Origin of the sequence: Acinetobacter nosocomialis (assembly GCF_041021905.1) — a bacterium.
Lineage (GTDB): Bacteria > Pseudomonadota > Gammaproteobacteria > Pseudomonadales > Moraxellaceae > Acinetobacter > Acinetobacter nosocomialis.
In genome coordinates this window covers 2,141,102-2,158,715 of record NZ_CP157432.1, presented here as the reverse complement: position 1 = coordinate 2,158,715, position 17,614 = coordinate 2,141,102, and the positions used below count along the sequence as shown (strand labels likewise).

Sequence of the window (17,614 nt, the reverse complement as noted above, 5' to 3'; positions counted from 1 at the left end):
GTACGATAGAAGCTTAATAGATCAATTTGCTTTACTGAAAAAGTTTAATGATTTCATGTCGCAAAAATTGATGCCTTAAATTATCCCTCAAATCTTCATGCCAAAACATACCCATTTTAATATTGGTCATCTCAAAAGGCAGAGAATGGAGTTGAATATCAGGGCTATAAGATAAATGCTGCAAAATCATTCGAGGCATAGTGAGTATTGCGTCGGCTTGAGCTCCTAGAACTTGTAACGCCGTTGAATAATTTTGACAGCGCATAAATACATTTCTAGAGATTTTTTGGTGTTGGTTTAAATAAATATCTTCAAGTAAAGCACCTGTACGGCGTGATGAAACACCAATGTGTCTACCACTAATGTAGCTAGATAAATCGACTTCTTTAAGTTGACTACAAATGATGAATTCATCTGTGACCAGAAGATCAAAGGTAATTTTTGGAGACAAGTATTGTTCTAGGTCAATTACGAAATCGAGCTGTTGTGTAGCCAAGTCCGCCATAATATGTTTTCGATCGAGCTTCATACTGACAAACTGCAAATCTAAATTAAGATTTTGAAAATGTTGAGCCAATCTTGGGAGAATAATTGGCTCAATTTCGTCATGCACGGCGATTTTTAAGCTTTTTAAACTTGTTGGGTCGAACACATGTTTCTGCTGGCTAATATTTTGAATGGTTAAAAGTGCTTGCTTAACAGTTGGATAAATCTGTTCTGCAAAAGGCGTTGCAGACATTTTATTACCTACACGTATAAATACATCATCTTCAAGTTGCTGGCGTAAACGCTGCAAAGCATGACTTGCTGCCGATTGTGTAATATTGAGACTACTTGCCGCATTTGAAATACTTTTTTGCTCATAAATCGCGATAAAAAGCGGATATAAATTGATATCAATTCGGTGAAAAAAACTTAAGTCTAGGCCATGTAGGTTATGAATATTATTCATGAGACATTATTTAATAAAATCATTTCATTCATATTAAGTTTCAAGTTATGTTGATGTAAAGACCAGATAATGATGTAAAGGAAAAAGAATGTTTGAACTCTCAAAAAAAGCTCAAGATTTTGCTGAGCGAACTAAAAAATTTATTCAAGAAGAAATAGAACCTGTCGAGGCAAAATTTTGGGAAGAAGTTCATGAGTTAAATCCAGATGGAAACTGGACAAAATGGCAATGGCCAGACCTTTTAGAAACTCTAAAATCTAAAGCCAAACAGGCAGGCCTTTGGAATATGTTTTTACCCGATGAAAAGCTAGGTGCTGGGTTAACTGTTCAAGAATATGCACATATTGCTGAATTGACTGGCCGCAGTTTATTGGCACCAACCGTTTTTAACTGTAATGCACCAGATACGGGAAATATGGAGGTGTTATGGCGCTATGGCAGTGAACAGCAAAAACAACAATGGTTACAGCCTTTATTGGACGGAAAAATTCGCTCTGTTTTTTGTATGACTGAACCAGATGTTGCATCAAGTGATGCAACCAATATGCAAGCGACTGCACTCATCGAAGGAAATGAAATTGTTTTAAATGGCAAAAAGTGGTGGTCGTCTGGTTTAGGTGATCCAAATGCCAAAGTCATTATTTTTATGGCGCATACCCCAGATGAAACCAAAGATCGCCATCATCAACACTCTATGGTTTTAGTACCGATTGATACAGCGGGTGTTGAAATTCAGCGTATGTTACCTGTGTTTGGTGATTACGATGCACCACATGGACATGGTGAAGTTCATTTTAAAAATGTTCGAGTACCTCTTGAAAACTTTATTGGTGGTGCAGGCCAAGGTTTTGAAATTGCACAAGGTCGCTTAGGGCCAGGGCGTATTCACCATTGCATGCGCTGTATCGGAGCTGCTGAAAAAGCACTAGAACTTATGATTGATAGAGGCATGTCTAGAACGGCGTTTGGCAAAGAAATTTTAAAACTTGGTGGGAACCTCGAACGTGTAGCTGATGCGCGAGTAGCCATAGATCAAGCTAGACTTTTAACCTTGTATGCTGCTTATAAAATGGATACTTTAGGAAATATGGCTGCTTTAACAGAAATATCTGCAATTAAAGTCGTGGCTCCAAGCGTATTAGAAAAAGTAGTCGACATGGCAATTCAGCTACATGGCGGTGCAGGCGTTTCACGAGATACACCTTTAACAGGTTTCTTTGCTCAAGCACGTAGTTTACGTTTAGCTGATGGTCCAGATGAAGTACATAAAGGCATGATTGCCAAATTAGAGTTGGCCAAACGTGGTTATGGTCGTCATAAGAAAGTATAAGTTTAAAGGAAGAGAATATGTCGGTAATTGATGTAGGCGGTGAAGTACGTGAAGGTGAAGAACTTGATATTGGGGCAGTTGAAAACTGGTTAAAGAACCAAGGTGTTGAGTTAGTTGGTCCAGCAGTCGTTACTCAATATACGGGCGGCGCGTCGAATTGGACTTATCGTTTAAAGTATGAAAATACGGATTTAATTTTACGACGTCCACCAAAAGGAACAAAAGCCAAGTCAGCCCACGATATGGCCCGTGAATATATGGTGCAGAAAAACCTTGCTCCTTATTATCCAGTACTTCCTAAAATGGTGGCACTTTGTCAGGATGAATCGGTCATTGGCTGTGATTTTTATGTCATGGAACGCATTGAAGGAATTATTCCTCGTGCAAAATTGCCGCCTGAGCTTGGCTTTAATGAAGAAGATGTTCATGAGCTTTGTGTAAATGTTATTGATAAGCTGATTGAGCTGCATCAAGTTCCTTATGAGAACACACCTTTAGCTGAACTTGGCAAAGGTACAGGATATTGCCGTAGACAAGTTGAAGGTTGGGATAAACGTTATGAAAAAGTCCGCACAATTAACGTTCCTTCATTTAAATATGTCCGAAAATGGCTAAACGATAATATTCCTCAAGACTCTACGACTTGTATTATTCACAATGATTGGCGTTTTGATAACGTAATTTTAAATCCAGAGCACCCAACAGAAGTGATTGGCGTGCTGGATTGGGAAATGGCGACCTTGGGTGATCCATTAATGGATTTAGGTAGTGCTTTAGCTTATTGGGTTGAGCCTACGGATAATATGATCTTCAGGTCAACACGCCGTCAGCCTACTCACCTAAAGGGAATGTTCTCTCGCAAAGAAGTCGTTGACTATTATTTGCAAAAAACTGGTCTGGAACCTCAAAACTGGACTTTTTATGAAGTCTTCGGTGTATTCCGTTTAGCAGTGATCGCTCAGCAAATCTATTACCGTTATTACCATAAACAGACCCGAAACCCTGCATTTAAAGATTTCTGGATAGTGATCCATGCACTACATATGAGAGCTTTAAAACTTATCGCGCAGCAAAAATTGCAAGAATCGGAATTTGCTCAGCAATCTCTACAAAAAATACAGGGTATTTTAAGAAGATGACCACAATTTATCTGGTAAGACATGGACAGGCATCATTTGGTAAAAGTAACTATGATGAGTTGTCTGAAAATGGTGAAGCTCAAGCGACTTTATTAGGTCAATATTTTAAGAAAATATTGAAAGAACAACCTTATATAGTTGCAGGAACTATGCAGCGCCATGAACAAACTGCACAGCTCGCACTAAAAGAATGTTTTCCAGATGCGGTAATTCATCATAATAATTTATGGAATGAGTTTAACCATCAACAGGTTTTTGCCCGTTATGAGCCACGTTTTGAACAGCCTGAACTGTTAAAAGCCGATATCGCAAAAGAGCATAACCCTCGCGCGTATCTTGCAAAAATATTTGAAGGTGCGATTGAACGATGGACCGACGGTGATTTTCATCATGAATATGATGAGTCTTGGCCGCATTTTAAAAGCAGAGTTGAAACAGCGCTACAGCAACTTTGTGATGAGTTGGCAAAAACCAAACCTCGTTATGCAGTCGTTTTTACCTCTGGTGGGGTGGTTTCCGTAGCAATTGGCAAGCTGCTTGAACTGAGCGCCAATCGAACTTTTGCTTTGAATTGGGCAATTACCAATACAAGCCTCACCACTTTACGTTTAGTTGGCAACGAAGCTCAGGTTTTAAGTTTAAATGAACATCATTTTATAAAAGCTGAGCGTCCAGATTTACTGACATGGATTTAAAAATAAGGATAAAGCATGGCAAAGACAATTTTAATTACAGGTGCAAGTTCTGGTTTAGGTGCAGGTATGGCGCATGAATTTGCAGCCAAAGGTTATAACTTGGCGATTTGTGCACGCCGTTTAGACCGACTAGAGTCCTTAAAAACCGAACTTGAAAATGAGTACGGTATTAAGGTAATTGCGAAAAGTCTGGACGTTACCAATTACGATCAGGTTTTTGAAGTATTTCGTGCCTTTAAACAAGAATTTGGCTATTTAGACCGAATTATTGTAAATGCCGGAGTCGGAAATGGCCGCCGTATTGGTAAAGGTAATTTTGAAATTAACAGAGCCACTGCTGAAACAAACTTCATTTCTGCTTTAGCGCAGTGTGAGGCAGCGATTGAAATTTTTAGAGCGCAAAATGCAGGTCATTTGGTGGTGATATCATCCATGAGTGCGATGCGCGGATTACCAAAACATTTATCGACCTATGCGGCAAGTAAAGCTGCAGTTGCTCACTTGGCCGAGGGTATTCGCGCTGAGTTACTGGATACTCCAATTAAAGTCTCAACCATTTTTCCGGGTTACATTCGTACTGAATTGAACGAAGGTGCAAAACATTTACCTTTTGAAGTCGATGCCAAAACAGGGTGTAAAGCTTTAGTCAAAGCGATTGAAAAACAGCCTGTAAAAGCATATGTACCACAATGGCCATGGCTACCAATGAGTATTGTCATGAAAGTTTTACCGTTAAAGTTGGTTAATAAATTAGGATAAAAAATACCCCCAAAATTTAAGGGGGTAATTTTTATTTAGAATTTTTTAGTGTAATTGACAAATAAACGGTCTTCACCAAAGTCATTACCATGTTTAACGTTGTAGTCAATACGAATATATTGCAGGGCAAAGCCTTTTAAGAAAGGCTGCTGAAAGGCATAGTTCAGAATGATGTTTGATTCGGTTTCATGGTTTTTCTCACCATTGGCTGCTTTAAAGTCATGACCGTAAACATATTTCACCATTACGTTTAAGCCCGGTACATAATCTTTAAAGTCATAGCCATACATGACATGGTAAGATTTTTCATCTTCTTTGAAAAAGCCCGTAGCATTCCAGTTAATGAAATACGTCTCTGGTAAGAAACCATCCGGTAGCGGGTAAGCCGACTCTCCAATAATTTGTTGGTACCCCAAACCAAAGGTATGGTTTTTTACTTTGACGGTTTCAAGTAAACCAATGTTCTGGGCATCAATATTAAAAGTATTACCGTCATCTTTCGCATTGAAGTATTTAAACTTAGAAGTGAGGGCAAAGTTAGGCTGTTTCCATGTATGTTCAAGCCCTACATAGTGTTTGTTATAGAGGTCTTCCAAATTACCAAAATAATATTCACCTTTTAAAGACGGCGTGAATTGATAGCGCAAGTCAATATAATTTAAGCCATCAGATTCTTTAGTAATTCCATTGGATGTGAAAGAAAACTTTTTAAAGTCTTCTTCATTTCGTGGCGAGACTTTTTCAACTCGACCAATTTCTGCATAGAGTTGATCTGAAAGCTGTGACTTAAGGTTAGTGCCCCAATAGGAAGTGAGTAACTGACGGCTAGCATCGACTGCTGTTACAGGTAAATCTAGCCAGAGTTCGCCGACACTCAAAAGTGTTTTGTCATAACCTAGTTTTAAGGTCGCGCCGTATTTTAGATAGTCAGATGCTTGAGATTGCGTTTCTTTATTAAAAGGTAGAACCGTATCTGCGACATGTTTGTCAGAACTTAAACGCACGGCGTATTGAACGGAAGCATCGGCCCCAATCGTAATCGGTTTATCTGCTATGACTAGCGGAGTGTCATGCATTTTCGATTTATAAAATAAAGATGCTGCCTGAGACCAGCTACCGGTATCTTTAAGGGCGTCATTATCAAAATCGCGGTTGATATAGGCATTTTTTAAAGTGAATTTCCATTCATCTTCAGGTTGCTGATTTGGATTTGCAGCCCATGAGCTGCTACACATAAGTATTAAAGTGGCAAGAGCTAAAGTATGTGGTTGAAAGCGGTGAAATAATTCCATAATCCATTTCCAAGATATATGCCAGTCCTCGGCATTACGTATTGTGAAATATTGGTGTGGTGTTCCCTAAATTGTTTAAAGGGAACTCCTGTTTTTATAAATGGCTGTTGCTTCAATTAATGTAATTTTTCAAGCTTCATGCTTTCACTAAAGGATTTACAGCCTTTAAAAAGTAGAGCCAAAGCCAGTACACAGGACAAACCACCCACAATAGATAAAGAAGAACCCACCATTAATGGATTGCCAAAAACCTTATCTGTAATAATTGCCACTAATGTTGTACCAACACCTAGTCCAATTAAGTTACTCACCAAAAGGAATAGGGCAGAAAGGCGTGCTCTAAATTGGTTGGGTGCTAACATTTGCAATGCTGTTGCCGAGATCACAAGGGGGAAGGAGGCAAAGAACATTGCAGGAATGAGCAAAGTTACTGAAAGCCAGAGTTGATCTGTTTGGGTGAAAAATGCAATTGGAATAATCAGGCCAACAATACCAATCACCCCCGTGAACATCGGTGCATCTTGGCGTCCTTTTTTAATAAACCAGTCGTTTAGCCATCCTGCACAAAACACGCCTAAAGTATTTGCAACTAGCAATATACTGCCGAGCATATAGCCTGTTTCAGTCGGTGCGAGTTGAAACTTACGAATATAAAATGCTGGTGTCCAACTAGTCAGACTGTAGAGTGCCATTGCATAAAAGGTAAAACCTAAATAGTGACAAGCAAAAGTTTTTGCATGTTTTTTAATAAACTGAAGGCACTGTGTGAATTTAACTTGGTCAACTTGTCCACTTTGGTTGAGTTGCTGGCCTTTACGTGCAGGGTCTTTAACTGTCAAAATAAATAACAAACCAATAATAATGCCGGGTAACCCCACCACTAAAAAGGCAATTTGCCATGCTTTAAGTGCACCTAATAAAGGAACTTCAATGAGTGTCACGCCTTTAAGTAGGTTAATCACATAACCGCCAACTAAAAAGGCGATACCTCCACCTAAGAAAGCACCAATTGAATAGATCCCGACCGCGCGGCCTAGTTTGTCTTTACTAAACATGTCACTAAACATTGAATAGGCCGCTGGAGATAAAGCTGCTTCACCAACGCCTACAGCCATACGGCTTAAGAACAGTTGAATAAAGTTTTTACTTAAACCGCAAGTTGCTGTTGCCAAGCTCCAGACAATAATTCCGATTGAAATCAGTTTTGGTCGGGAAAAACGGTCGGCAATATAGGCTAATGGTAAGCCCATCACAGCGTAGAATAGTGAAAAGGCAAGGCCATGTAACAAGCTAAATTGAGTATCTGAAAGTTGAAGGTCTGCTTTGATGGGTTCAATCATCAACGCCAGAATTTGACGGTCAATAAATGAAAATATATAGGCCAACATACAAAGTATGACCACATACCATGCATATGCATTGGTTTTCTTTTGTGTCCTTTCAACGGCGATATTACTTTGGTTCATACACTTAATCCTTATGTATAAAACGCTTTAAAGAAATTGATCTCTAGCTTTTATTCATCCTCAAAATTTTTGATACGTCCCCATTTGAAATGAATAATAAAACGGCTAGAAATGATTGAATTTGGTTTGGTAAAGGACCTTGAAGAAGAGATCCTAGTACAAACGGAAATAGTAAGATTGGGTAAATTGTTGAATAATTATTTTCTTTTTATATGTAAAATTCCATTACTTATTGAGTATGTTTAGATACCTAAAAAGTATGTTAAGTGAGCTATTGGAAGAATTTAATTAAATAAAAATATGATTTTACTTGTTTTTATTTTTAGTATTGGACTTTTTATAGTAAGCAGCTAAAGAATGACTAGCTTTAACTGCTCTAGACCCAAGTTAATTTAGTGTCAATGGAAATAATTAACTGGATGGCATGAGATCAAATAATTTTTTTAACTGAGAATTTAAATTGTGTAGCTCGTCTTCTGAAAAAGCGTTAAGGATCCCAGCTAAGGTAACCACACTAATTTGATTAATCTGTTCAACCAGCTCAACTCCTTTGGTTGTTAATTTCACCATCGAGATGCGTTCATCAGTGGTAGAGGAGTAGACTTCCACAATTCCATCTTCTACCAATCGATATACAGCCTTTGTCGCTGTCGTGAGTTTTAAAGTAGAAAGATTGGCAATGTCAGTGATACTGGCTTCCCCAAGCGCATTGGTACTTAAAATAATTTTACGGCGAGTATTATCAATGCCGAGTTTCTTTATAGATTTTTCAATAAGTTGTGAATATTTACCATTAACTTGGGAAACCCAGAAAAAGGGGAAGTTTTGAATACTCGACGGTTCTTTATTGGGAAGAAATTGTTCTAAATGATCAAGCATAGCTAAGCAATAACTTAGTAAAAAAAGGGTAATCCTATTATAAACAAAATTTTGCATATTTCCCTGAACACACATTAGAAAAATTACTTGACAATTCCATTAAATTTTCTGATATTTTAATTAATGGATAAAAATACATGGAAAAGTGAATGAATATTATTAGCCAAAGTGTGCAAAAAGGAAGCGGCAAACTTAAGGTAATGGTGAAAGACACTATAGATATCCAAGGTCTAAAAACCATTGCTGGTAGTAAAGCTTTATTAGAAGTTGAACCTGCGCACGATGATGCAGAGGTGGTTAAAAACATCTTAAAAGCTGATTGCGAAATTATTGGTAAGACAAATTTGCACGAATTGGCTTTTGGAATTACAGGCATTAACCACACTTTTGGTACACCTATCAATCCTAAATATCCTGAACTTATTCCGGGCGGATCTTCGAGTGGTTCAGCCGCAGCAGTTGCAGCAAAACAAGCTGACTTTACCTTAGGGACAGACACAGGTGGCTCTATTCGTATGCCCGCTGCATGCTGCGGAGTTTTTGGTTTAAAACCGACTTTCGGTCGGGTAAGTCGCAAAGGCGTATACCCGCCGTCAAGTTCTTTAGATTGCGTTGGTCCTTTTGCAAATTCAGTCGAGATGATTGAAAAAGCCATGCAAATTATTGATCCAACTTTTAAGCCAGCTGAATATACGCATACACCAAAACTTGCGCTGCTCGATGTCAAAGCAGATGAGATTGTTTGGAACTGTATATATCAAGCACTTCAAAAAGCAAATTTAGAGACCGTTTTAGAAAAAGTTGAACATTTTGAAGCAGCTTATGATGCAGGCATGCAGATTATTAACTATGAAAACTGGCAAGCTTTTGGTGAGTTAACCCAAACGGGCTTAATTGGTTCTGATGTAAATAATCGGTTATTAAAAGCGGCACACACCACTTTAGAGCAAGTAAAGCAAGCAGAAGTTGTGAAAGCACAGCTCACCCAAGAACTCGATGCACTATTAGACAAATATGATGCATTGATCCTACCGACACTACCGCAAATTCCACCAAAAGTTTCTGAAGCTGAAAACACGGTCGCTTTTTTGAACCTAACCGGTTTAGTTCGACCATTTAATTTATCAGGACATCCAGCTATTTCAGTGCCACTTGAAACCAGTGAAGGTTTGCCTGTGGGCTTACAGATCGTATCAAAGCATCAAAAAGATGAGCAATTATGCGCAATAACCAAATTTTGTGTTGATGCAATGCAATAAATTACAAGGAGTTAGATGATGAATAAGTTGTCTAAAATGGAGTTTGCTTCTCAAGACCAAGCCGTAGACTTAGATACTTTGTGTCAAGAAATTCGTGAGCGTGCCTGTGCAGGTGAGTTTGATAATCAGGCCTATGTGAGCCAAGACATTATCGAAAAACTTAAAAAAATTGGTGTTTACCGTGCCTTGGTACCTAAACGTTTCGGTGGTGAAGAATGGTCACCACGGCAGTTTTGTGAGTTGATCGAAACTTTATCTAAAGCTGATGGTTCAGTGGGTTGGGTAGCAAGTTTCGGTATGAGTCCTGCGTATTTAGGAAGTTTGCCGGAAGAAACGCTGAAAGAGTTGTACCAAAATGGGCCAGATGTCGTATTTGCCGGAGGTATTTTTCCACCACAACCTGCTGAAATTACCGATGAAGGTGTAGTGGTGCGTGGACGTTGGAAATTTTCCAGCGGCTGTATGGGCGCTGACATTGTTGGTGTGGGGATTTCACCTCTTAAAAACAATGAAATGCAAGGTTTACCACGTATGGCCGTGATGCCTGCCAACAAAGCCAAAATCGAAATGACATGGGACACTGTTGGCCTAAAAGGTACCGGAAGCCATGATTTAGTGGTTGAAGATGTATTGGTCGAAAAGAAATGGACCTTTGTACGTGGTGAACCTTCAAAACTCAGCGAGCCATTTTTTAAATATCCATCATTGTCTTTAGCCACTCAAGTCTTAACCGTGGTGGGTATCGGGGTTGCAGCTGCTGCATTAGAAGAATTTGAAAAATTAGCACCGGGTAAAGCATCTATTACGGGTGGTTCAGAAATTGCCAACCGCCCAGTGACTCAATATGAGTTTGCTCAAGCTGATGCAGAGTTTCAGGCTGCAAAGTCTTGGTTTTATCAAACCATGGATATTGTGTGGAATGAAATTATTGCTGGTCGTGAAGCAAATGCTGAACAGATTAGTGATATGCGTCTGGCATGTACTCATGCAGCTCGCGTTTGCGCCAAAGTGACCCGAAAAATGCAAATGCTCGCGGGTATGACAGCGATTTATACCAACAATCCATTTAGCCGTTTTGTAAATGACACCAACGTGGTGACCCAGCATGCCTTTATGGGGGATGCAACTTTACAAAATGCAGGTTTGGTCAGTTTCGGGTTAAAGCCAACCCCAGGTTATCTATAAGTTTAAATTTTTAAAAAGGAATATTGAGATGGAAGCTAAAAAACCATTACGCGTGTTGTTTTGCATGGGTATTAACCAGAACTTTTTTGATGCAGAACCTGCTGAAGCAAAAGCGGTTTGGGCAGCATTTGGTGAAATGTGGAATGGTATTCATGACCTACCGGGCGTGCATGTTTTTGGGAATCTTGATGATGACCAAAGCATGGTGGGTGCAAGTACGGGTTGGCCTTGGACAACCTACTTGCTTGCTGATGTTCCGGATATTGAAACTGTACACGCGGCTTGCAACTTGTTTAGAACGACAGTGGTGGGTGAAGGGCCATACAAACTTTGGAAATATTGCAAAGTTGAAGCTCGTGTTGGGCGTGAATTGATTATTCAACGTTAAGGCGACCGCAATGACTGACAAAGTGAATATTGCAGAAATCATAGAACGGCTAGAACAGTTGGAAGCACACAATGCTATCCGTAACTGCATAAACCGTTATATGGAAATCTGCGACGAGCTCAATGCAAATACAGATCTTTATGAGTTGATGAATCTTTTTGATCAAGACTGTATTTGGGAAGGTATTGGTGACAAATATTCCAAATCCTTTGGTCGTTATGATTCTTGGCAGTCGATTTATGACATGTTCAAAAGCTATACCCAAAAAGAATCTCACTTTGTCATGAATGCACACTTTGTAAATTCAGAACAAATTTATGTAAATCAAAATGATGCAAATGCTTCATGGCTGATGTTGCAAACTTCAACTTTTCAAGATGGCCGTAGTCATCTGAATGCGGCAAAGCTCAAGGTGAAGTTTCATAAGCAAGCAGATGGAACATGGAAAATTAAACATTTCCAAACCCAGAATATTTTCAGTCGTCCGGTATCGCATTGGCACAGTGAAGCCGAGTTGCCGGTACCTTCCCAGGAATGACCCAGGACATATTTAAAAGGACTATTGATATGAACAGTATTATCCCAACGCATAACATTGGCATTGATTACGATGCTTTAGTTAAAAGTGACCGTGCCCATACTTCTCTTTATAAAGATGAACGCATTTTTGATGAAGAGATGGAAAAAATCTTTTATAGCACTTGGGTGTGGGTTGCGCATGCCAGCGAAATTCCGGAAGGCGGAAGCTATAAAACCATTAACATTGGTAAACAGCCTGTGGTTGTGGTACGTGACCGTAAAAAGAAAGTCCATGTACTTTTAAACCGTTGCCGTCACCGCGCAGCAACCGTATGCGAACATAAAAAAGGAAAAACCAACAGTTTTGTATGCCCATATCACGGTTGGAGTTATGCACTTGATGGCAGTTTACGTGGTGTGCCATCTCCGGAAAGTTACGGCGATTGTTTAGATAAGTCAGAATTACCGCTGGTGAGTCTACGGGTAGAAGAATATAACGGTATGATCTTCGCTTCATTTAAAGAAGACATTCAACCGCTTGAAGAGTTCCTTGGACCAGCAAAAAAATGGATTGACCTGTTTATGAAACAAGGCGCGGGTTATCCAATTAAAGTGTTGGGTGAACACCGCTTCCGTTTTCCGGGTAACTGGAAAATCCAGCTTGAAAATACCACCGATGCATATCATTTCCCGTTGGTGCACAAGTCATTCTTAAGTTCTGTAGATGAAAAAACCGAAGAACTCTTTAACTTCGAAAACCAGCCGGGCTTTGTTGAAGACTTAGGCAACGGTCACAGTGTCATGGTGATGATTCCTGAACTGGTCGATTTAGAAGAAGACTTAATGGAGCGACCAATTCAAGAGCGTTTCGAAGACTTGGCTCAAGCTTTGCGTGATGAAGGCCATGAAGAGTTAGAAGTACGCCGTATTGTTCGAGCAGTGGGTGGTTCTGGCTTTAACTTAAATTTATTCCCAAATATTGCATGTTCAATGGCGTTCTTCCGTGTGTTACAGCCAATTTCAGTCGCTGAAACAGAGATTCATCACTCGGTGATTACGATGGATGGCGGTCCACAAATTGCCAATCAATATCGCTTACGTTTGCATGAACATTTCCAAGGCCCATTTGGTTTTGGTACGCCAGATGACTCTGAAGCTTGGGAACGCGTACAACACGGTGCCAATGCGGGTAATGATTTATGGATCATGCTCAACCGCGGTTTACCGGGCGAAGTCAAAACCGAAGATGGCTTAAAAAGTGATGTCAGTGCTGAAACAGGTATGCGTGCAGCATATCAGCAATGGAAAAAGATGATGACAGCTTAAGGAGAGAGCAATGAATATGAATCTGCAATTATTAAATGAAGTCACTGCTTTCATCTGGGCTGAAGCAGATATGTTAGACCACAGCGAGTACCGTGAATGGCTCAATTTATGGAATGAAAAAGGTGTTTATATCATTCCGATTGACCCGAACCTCACAGACTACGAAAACAACTTAAATTATGCCTATGACGATAATCATATGCGTAAGTTACGGGTAGAGCGTCTTGAAAATGGTGAGGCAATTTCTACGGCACCAAAGGCGAATACGGTACGCAGCATTTCGCGAGTACGAGTGATTCAAGACCATAATGATGAAATCGTTTTACGCTGCGCTCAAAACCTGCGTGAATTTCGTAAAGAAAACCTCAAGCATTACACGGCCGATATTACGTACCATCTAACCCGCGATGCCGATACTGGTTTTAAGATTAACCGTAAAATCATTAACTTGGTTAACTCAACCGATACCTTAGCTGGTATTAGCTACATTCTTTAGGAGCGGTAACATGAAACAGGTTGTTTTAGTGACAGGTGCTGCTTCTGGACTCGGTAATGTGATTGCTGAATATTTTGCGAGCCAAGGCCATCAAGTGATTTTGTCAGCAAGCACGCTTGAAAAAGCCGAAAATGCCAAAGTACAAAGTCAGTATGCCCAAAATATGCTTCCTTTAAAGCTGGATATTTCGGTCGAGGCAGATTTTCATGCAGCGGTGCAATGGATTGAAGAGAAATTTTCTAAACTTGATGTGTTAATTAACAATGCTACCGTCACTAAAGCAACACCCGTATTAGAAATTACCGCAGCCGATTTTGATTGGGTGACCCAAGTTAACCAACGCGGCACCTTTCAAGCTTGTCAAATTATTGGTCAATACATGGCCAAAAAAGGTTATGGACGCATCATTAATATGGCGTCTTTGGCGGGACAAAACGGCGGTACTGCAACGGGTGCACACTACGCGGCAACCAAAGGGGCTATTGTGACATTAACCAAAATTTTTGCCAAAGAGTTTGCGGCAAAAGGTGTTACGGTCAATGCGATTGCACCGGGACCAATGGAGTCACCAATCGTTCATAGTGTGGTGCCCGACGAAAAAATGGAACAGTTCATCCAGAATATTCCGGTTAAGGCCTTAGGAAGTATGCATTTTATTGCTGAAACTTGTGGGTTGCTTGCGAGTCCAAATGCAAGTTTTGTGACTGGTGCAACATGGGATATTAACGGTGGTTTATTCATGCGTTAAGCCAATCGCTTTACCATGAAAAGGGAGTTAAATCATGACTACACTTTATGATGTTGTCGTTAAAAATCGCCATGTGGAAGGTGGAAATATTGCAGTTATGGAGTTTGAATCTGCAACTTCTGCTGCATTACCAAAGGTTGAACCCGGTGCACATATTGATGTGCACTTACCGAATGGTATGGTGCGCCAATATTCGCTTTGCCAAAATCCAAATGACGAAGGAAAGTTTCGCCTTGGAATTTTACGTGATCCTGAATCACGTGGCGGCTCGATTTCTGCATTTGATGAAATTAAAGATGGTATGCAAATTCAGATCAGTGAGCCGAAAAACTTATTCCCACTTTTAAAAGCCAAGCACAGTGTGTTAATTGGCGGTGGAATCGGGATTACGCCATTAATTACGATGGCATATCAACTTGCACATGAAGGTGCATCATTTGAGCTTCACTACTGTGGTGCTAGCCCTGAAAAATGTGCTTTTGTTGATGAAATTAAAAATGGTGTGTTAGCACAATACACAACTTTCCATTTTAAATCTGAAGGCGCAAGCCACAGAGCATTTTTTGAATCTGCCATTAAAGATATTGACCCTGAAAGTCATATTTACACCTGTGGTCCAGTCGGTTTCATGGATTGGGTGATTAACCTCGCCACAACTCATGATTTTCCTGAGCAGCAAATCCACAAAGAGTATTTCCAAGTCGAAACTGATACCTCGGGAGATTCATTTGAGGTGGTGGCTGAGCGTAGCGGAAAAATCATTATGGTCGAAGCTGGCGAAACCATTTTGCAGGCTTTGGCTAAAGAAGGCATTGAGATTGAAATGTCTTGCGAGCAAGGTGTATGTGGAACCTGCATGTGCGATGTGATTGAAGGTGAACCTGATCATCGAGATGTTTATTTTACTGATGAAGAAAAAGCCAGCAATGAGCAAATATTGGTTTGCTGTTCACGCTCTAAAACACCGAGATTAGTTTTAGATATCTAATGCTCTCGCGATTTATATGGATGTAAGAGAAGGTTTAGGAGAAAGATGATGAATGTATTACAACAAATAGATGAGTTTACGGTCGATCCACTACAGTTCCGACGGGCATTAGGAAATTTTGCAACAGGCGTTACCATTGTTACCGCACAAAATGCACAAGGTGAAAAAGTAGGAGTTACTGCAAATAGTTTTAACTCGGTATCGCTCGACCCACCACTTATTTTGTGGAGCATTGATAAAAAATCTTCAAGTTTTTCAGTATTTGAACAAGCAACACATTTTGCAGTCAATATTTTATCGGGCACGCAAATTGAGCTGTCTAATAAGTTTTCGAGACGCAATATTGATAAATTTGCCGACACAAATTTTCAACTTGGCGCAGGACGCGCACCCATTTTAGAAAATTGTTCAGCGGTGTTTGAGTGCGAACGTTATCAAGTGATCGAAGGTGGTGACCACTGGATTATTATTGGTAAAGTGGTTCGCTTCCATGATCAAGGCCGAAGCCCGCTAGTTTACCATCAAGGTGCATATTCTTGTGTCATGCCGCATCCGAGCCTTCAAGTTAAACAAACTGAACAGAGCGGTGTAGACCAAACACATTATGGGCATTTATATAATAATGTCTGCTACTTGATGAGCCGTGCTTTTAAAGCTTATCAAACCGACTATATTCCTAAACAAATGGCTTCGGGTTTCCGTACCAGTGAATCACGTCTTTTGCTTGTTTTGGCAAGTGGTACTGCTTCAAGTAAGGAGGATTTACCACGAGATATTGCTATGCCAATGCAAGAAGTGGAAAGATCGGCTGAAATTTTAAAATTTGAAGGGTTATTGGTCGATCACGATAATTTGTACGCACTGACCGAGAAAGGCAAACAAACGGCGCAGTATTTGTTTGATATTGCCGATAGCCACCAAAATGAGGTGTTTAAAAAGTATTCTGAGGAACAAAAGGATATTTTTATAACCATGCTGCGAGACTTTGCGGGAGTAGCATAAGCCCCATTAAGCTGATAAATTGAATTGATTTATCAGCTTCTTTACATCTAGCTGACTATCATCAAAACAATTCCAAGGATAAGGAATTTTTGGCACACAATTTGTTTATCAATAAAACAAGATTGCAAATATGCCAAGACAGTGCACCACCACAAACACAAAATTTTGAGCGGTGGCACATGTATAGAGAGGTAAGGGATGAACCAGTATGTAAGCGATGCATTACTCACATGGACGCACCATATTAAAAGTGTGTGCGGCAATTTTGAAACCGATTTTGACGGAACCCGTAATTTATTCATTGGTGAAGTTCAGTGCTTTTTATTGGGCGATACCGAAATTGCTTTTATTAAAAACAATGCCAATAAAATTGTCCGAAAAGCCGATGAAATCGATCGAGTGAATAATCGTTTTTGTTTTTTGATTTTGCAGTATTCGGGAAAAATGCTGCTCGAGTATAAAAACGAGACTCTAAGTCTGAATGAAGGCGATATTGTTTTGGTCGACCCAGTCGAAACTATTTCGATGTATCCGCAAGGCTTAGTCAGCCAGATTTCAGTCCATCTGTCGCGTGAAAAATTACTGAAAGAAAATATTAGTACCGAATATTTTGGAAAACTGATTACTCAAAATATGAGTGGTTTTTTACTTAAAAATATTTTGAAAAATATGTCTGCTGAAAACATCAAACTTTGGTATGCAACCGAAGATGGGAATGCTTTTGAAGATGCGTTAATTGCTTTAATCAAACCCACAATCAATTATAAAAATATTAATAGCTCCAATAAACTGATGGAAAACGCCGAGCGATATATTATAGAAAACTTAGCAAAACCCGATTTAACACCTAAATTAATTGCAGAGCATATTGGAGTGTCACTGCGTCATCTCTACCGTTTATTCCTTCAAGAAAATTTATCGATTAACAAATATATACAGCTCAAACGCTTAGAAAAAGTTAAAGCAGATTTGCTTGATAAAAGAAATAAACAAAGCTCAATTACCCAAGTTGCCTTGAAATGGGGTTTTTGGGACGGTGCTCATTTTTCAAAAATCTTTAAAAAGACTTATGGTATCTCTCCTAAAGAATTTAGAGAGGGTATGTCGGTTTAATTCTTTCATCTCTCAATGTCATTTTTAGACAAATCCGACGTCATTCTTGAACAAGCTAGCCCTATGTAACTGTGTTGA

Annotated in this window: 18 protein-coding genes; 14 read left to right on the top strand and 4 right to left on the bottom strand. The window is 39.6% G+C overall.

The window, feature by feature from the left end; all coding sequences use genetic code 11:
• Nucleotides 1-31: 31 nt before the first annotated feature.
• Nucleotides 32-952 (bottom strand): LysR family transcriptional regulator, encoded by a 921-nt coding sequence (locus ABLC00_RS09955; protein ID WP_004887007.1) that lies wholly within the window; start codon nucleotides 950-952, stop codon nucleotides 32-34.
• Between the two features lie 88 nt (nucleotides 953-1,040).
• On the opposite strand from ABLC00_RS09955, the gene ABLC00_RS09950 reads away from it, so the two are divergent.
• From ABLC00_RS09950 to ABLC00_RS09935, 4 genes are read left to right on the top strand one after another with little or no spacing between them, the layout of a single operon-like run.
• Nucleotides 1,041-2,282 (top strand): acyl-CoA dehydrogenase family protein, encoded by a 1,242-nt coding sequence (locus ABLC00_RS09950; protein WP_004887009.1) that lies wholly within the window; start codon nucleotides 1,041-1,043, stop codon nucleotides 2,280-2,282.
• 17 nt (nucleotides 2,283-2,299) lie between these two features.
• Nucleotides 2,300-3,421 carry a phosphotransferase family protein gene (locus ABLC00_RS09945; RefSeq protein ID WP_004887010.1) on the top strand — a complete coding sequence of 374 codons (1,122 nt, stop codon included), beginning with the start codon at nucleotides 2,300-2,302 and terminating at the stop codon, nucleotides 3,419-3,421.
• Nucleotides 3,418-4,116 (top strand): histidine phosphatase family protein, encoded by a 699-nt coding sequence (locus ABLC00_RS09940; protein WP_004887013.1) that lies wholly within the window; start codon nucleotides 3,418-3,420, stop codon nucleotides 4,114-4,116. The genes ABLC00_RS09945 and ABLC00_RS09940 overlap by 4 nt, the downstream gene beginning before the upstream one ends.
• A 15-nt stretch (nucleotides 4,117-4,131) precedes the next feature.
• Nucleotides 4,132-4,875 carry an SDR family oxidoreductase gene (locus ABLC00_RS09935; RefSeq protein WP_004887016.1) on the top strand — a complete coding sequence of 248 codons (744 nt, stop codon included), beginning with the start codon at nucleotides 4,132-4,134 and terminating at the stop codon, nucleotides 4,873-4,875.
• A 35-nt stretch (nucleotides 4,876-4,910) separates the two neighbouring features.
• Here ABLC00_RS09935 and ABLC00_RS09930 read toward each other — a convergent pair whose 3' ends face one another.
• From ABLC00_RS09930 to ABLC00_RS09920, 3 genes are all read right to left on the bottom strand, one after another.
• Entirely contained in the window at nucleotides 4,911-6,167 is a 1,257-nt protein-coding gene (locus ABLC00_RS09930; RefSeq protein ID WP_004887018.1) for an OprD family outer membrane porin, read from the bottom strand.
• A 116-nt stretch (nucleotides 6,168-6,283) separates the two neighbouring features.
• Nucleotides 6,284-7,633 carry an MFS transporter gene (locus tag ABLC00_RS09925; protein ID WP_004887020.1) on the bottom strand — a complete coding sequence of 450 codons (1,350 nt, stop codon included), beginning with the start codon at nucleotides 7,631-7,633 and terminating at the stop codon, nucleotides 6,284-6,286.
• A 411-nt stretch (nucleotides 7,634-8,044) separates the two neighbouring features.
• Nucleotides 8,045-8,512, bottom strand: a complete 468-nt coding sequence (locus ABLC00_RS09920; protein ID WP_023188331.1) for a MarR family winged helix-turn-helix transcriptional regulator — start codon at nucleotides 8,510-8,512, stop codon at nucleotides 8,045-8,047.
• Between the two features lie 149 nt (nucleotides 8,513-8,661).
• Between ABLC00_RS09920 and ABLC00_RS09915 the strand changes: the two genes are divergently transcribed.
• From ABLC00_RS09915 to feaR, 10 genes are all read left to right on the top strand, one after another.
• Nucleotides 8,662-9,771: an amidase gene (locus tag ABLC00_RS09915; protein ID WP_006580877.1), complete on the top strand. Its 1,110-nt coding sequence runs from the start codon at nucleotides 8,662-8,664 to the stop codon at nucleotides 9,769-9,771.
• A gap of 36 nt (nucleotides 9,772-9,807) precedes the next feature.
• On the top strand, nucleotides 9,808-10,956 hold the full coding sequence (locus ABLC00_RS09910; RefSeq protein ID WP_079377123.1) for an acyl-CoA dehydrogenase family protein: 1,149 nt from the start codon (nucleotides 9,808-9,810) through the stop codon (nucleotides 10,954-10,956).
• Nucleotides 10,957-10,984: 28 nt separating this feature from the next.
• On the top strand, nucleotides 10,985-11,344 hold the full coding sequence (locus ABLC00_RS09905) for a hypothetical protein (protein WP_000387550.1): 360 nt from the start codon (nucleotides 10,985-10,987) through the stop codon (nucleotides 11,342-11,344).
• 10 nt (nucleotides 11,345-11,354) lie between these two features.
• On the top strand, nucleotides 11,355-11,882 hold the full coding sequence (locus tag ABLC00_RS09900; protein WP_004887028.1) for a nuclear transport factor 2 family protein: 528 nt from the start codon (nucleotides 11,355-11,357) through the stop codon (nucleotides 11,880-11,882).
• 29 nt (nucleotides 11,883-11,911) lie between these two features.
• Nucleotides 11,912-13,189 (top strand): Rieske 2Fe-2S domain-containing protein, encoded by a 1,278-nt coding sequence (locus ABLC00_RS09895; RefSeq protein ID WP_001084470.1) that lies wholly within the window; start codon nucleotides 11,912-11,914, stop codon nucleotides 13,187-13,189.
• A 10-nt stretch (nucleotides 13,190-13,199) separates the two neighbouring features.
• Complete coding sequence (locus ABLC00_RS09890; RefSeq protein ID WP_002048853.1) at nucleotides 13,200-13,685, top strand: aromatic-ring-hydroxylating dioxygenase subunit beta; 486 nt, start codon at nucleotides 13,200-13,202, stop codon at nucleotides 13,683-13,685.
• 10 nt (nucleotides 13,686-13,695) lie between these two features.
• Nucleotides 13,696-14,433: an SDR family NAD(P)-dependent oxidoreductase gene (locus ABLC00_RS09885; protein ID WP_004887034.1), complete on the top strand. Its 738-nt coding sequence runs from the start codon at nucleotides 13,696-13,698 to the stop codon at nucleotides 14,431-14,433.
• Nucleotides 14,434-14,467: 34 nt separating this feature from the next.
• Nucleotides 14,468-15,421 carry a PDR/VanB family oxidoreductase gene (locus ABLC00_RS09880; RefSeq protein ID WP_006580874.1) on the top strand — a complete coding sequence of 318 codons (954 nt, stop codon included), beginning with the start codon at nucleotides 14,468-14,470 and terminating at the stop codon, nucleotides 15,419-15,421.
• A gap of 45 nt (nucleotides 15,422-15,466) precedes the next feature.
• On the top strand, nucleotides 15,467-16,423 hold the full coding sequence (locus tag ABLC00_RS09875; protein WP_006580873.1) for a p-hydroxyphenylacetate 3-hydroxylase reductase component: 957 nt from the start codon (nucleotides 15,467-15,469) through the stop codon (nucleotides 16,421-16,423).
• Nucleotides 16,424-16,621: 198 nt separating this feature from the next.
• Nucleotides 16,622-17,536 carry a transcriptional regulator FeaR gene (feaR, locus tag ABLC00_RS09870; RefSeq protein WP_004887042.1) on the top strand — a complete coding sequence of 305 codons (915 nt, stop codon included), beginning with the start codon at nucleotides 16,622-16,624 and terminating at the stop codon, nucleotides 17,534-17,536.
• The last annotated feature ends 78 nt before the right edge of the window (nucleotides 17,537-17,614 follow it).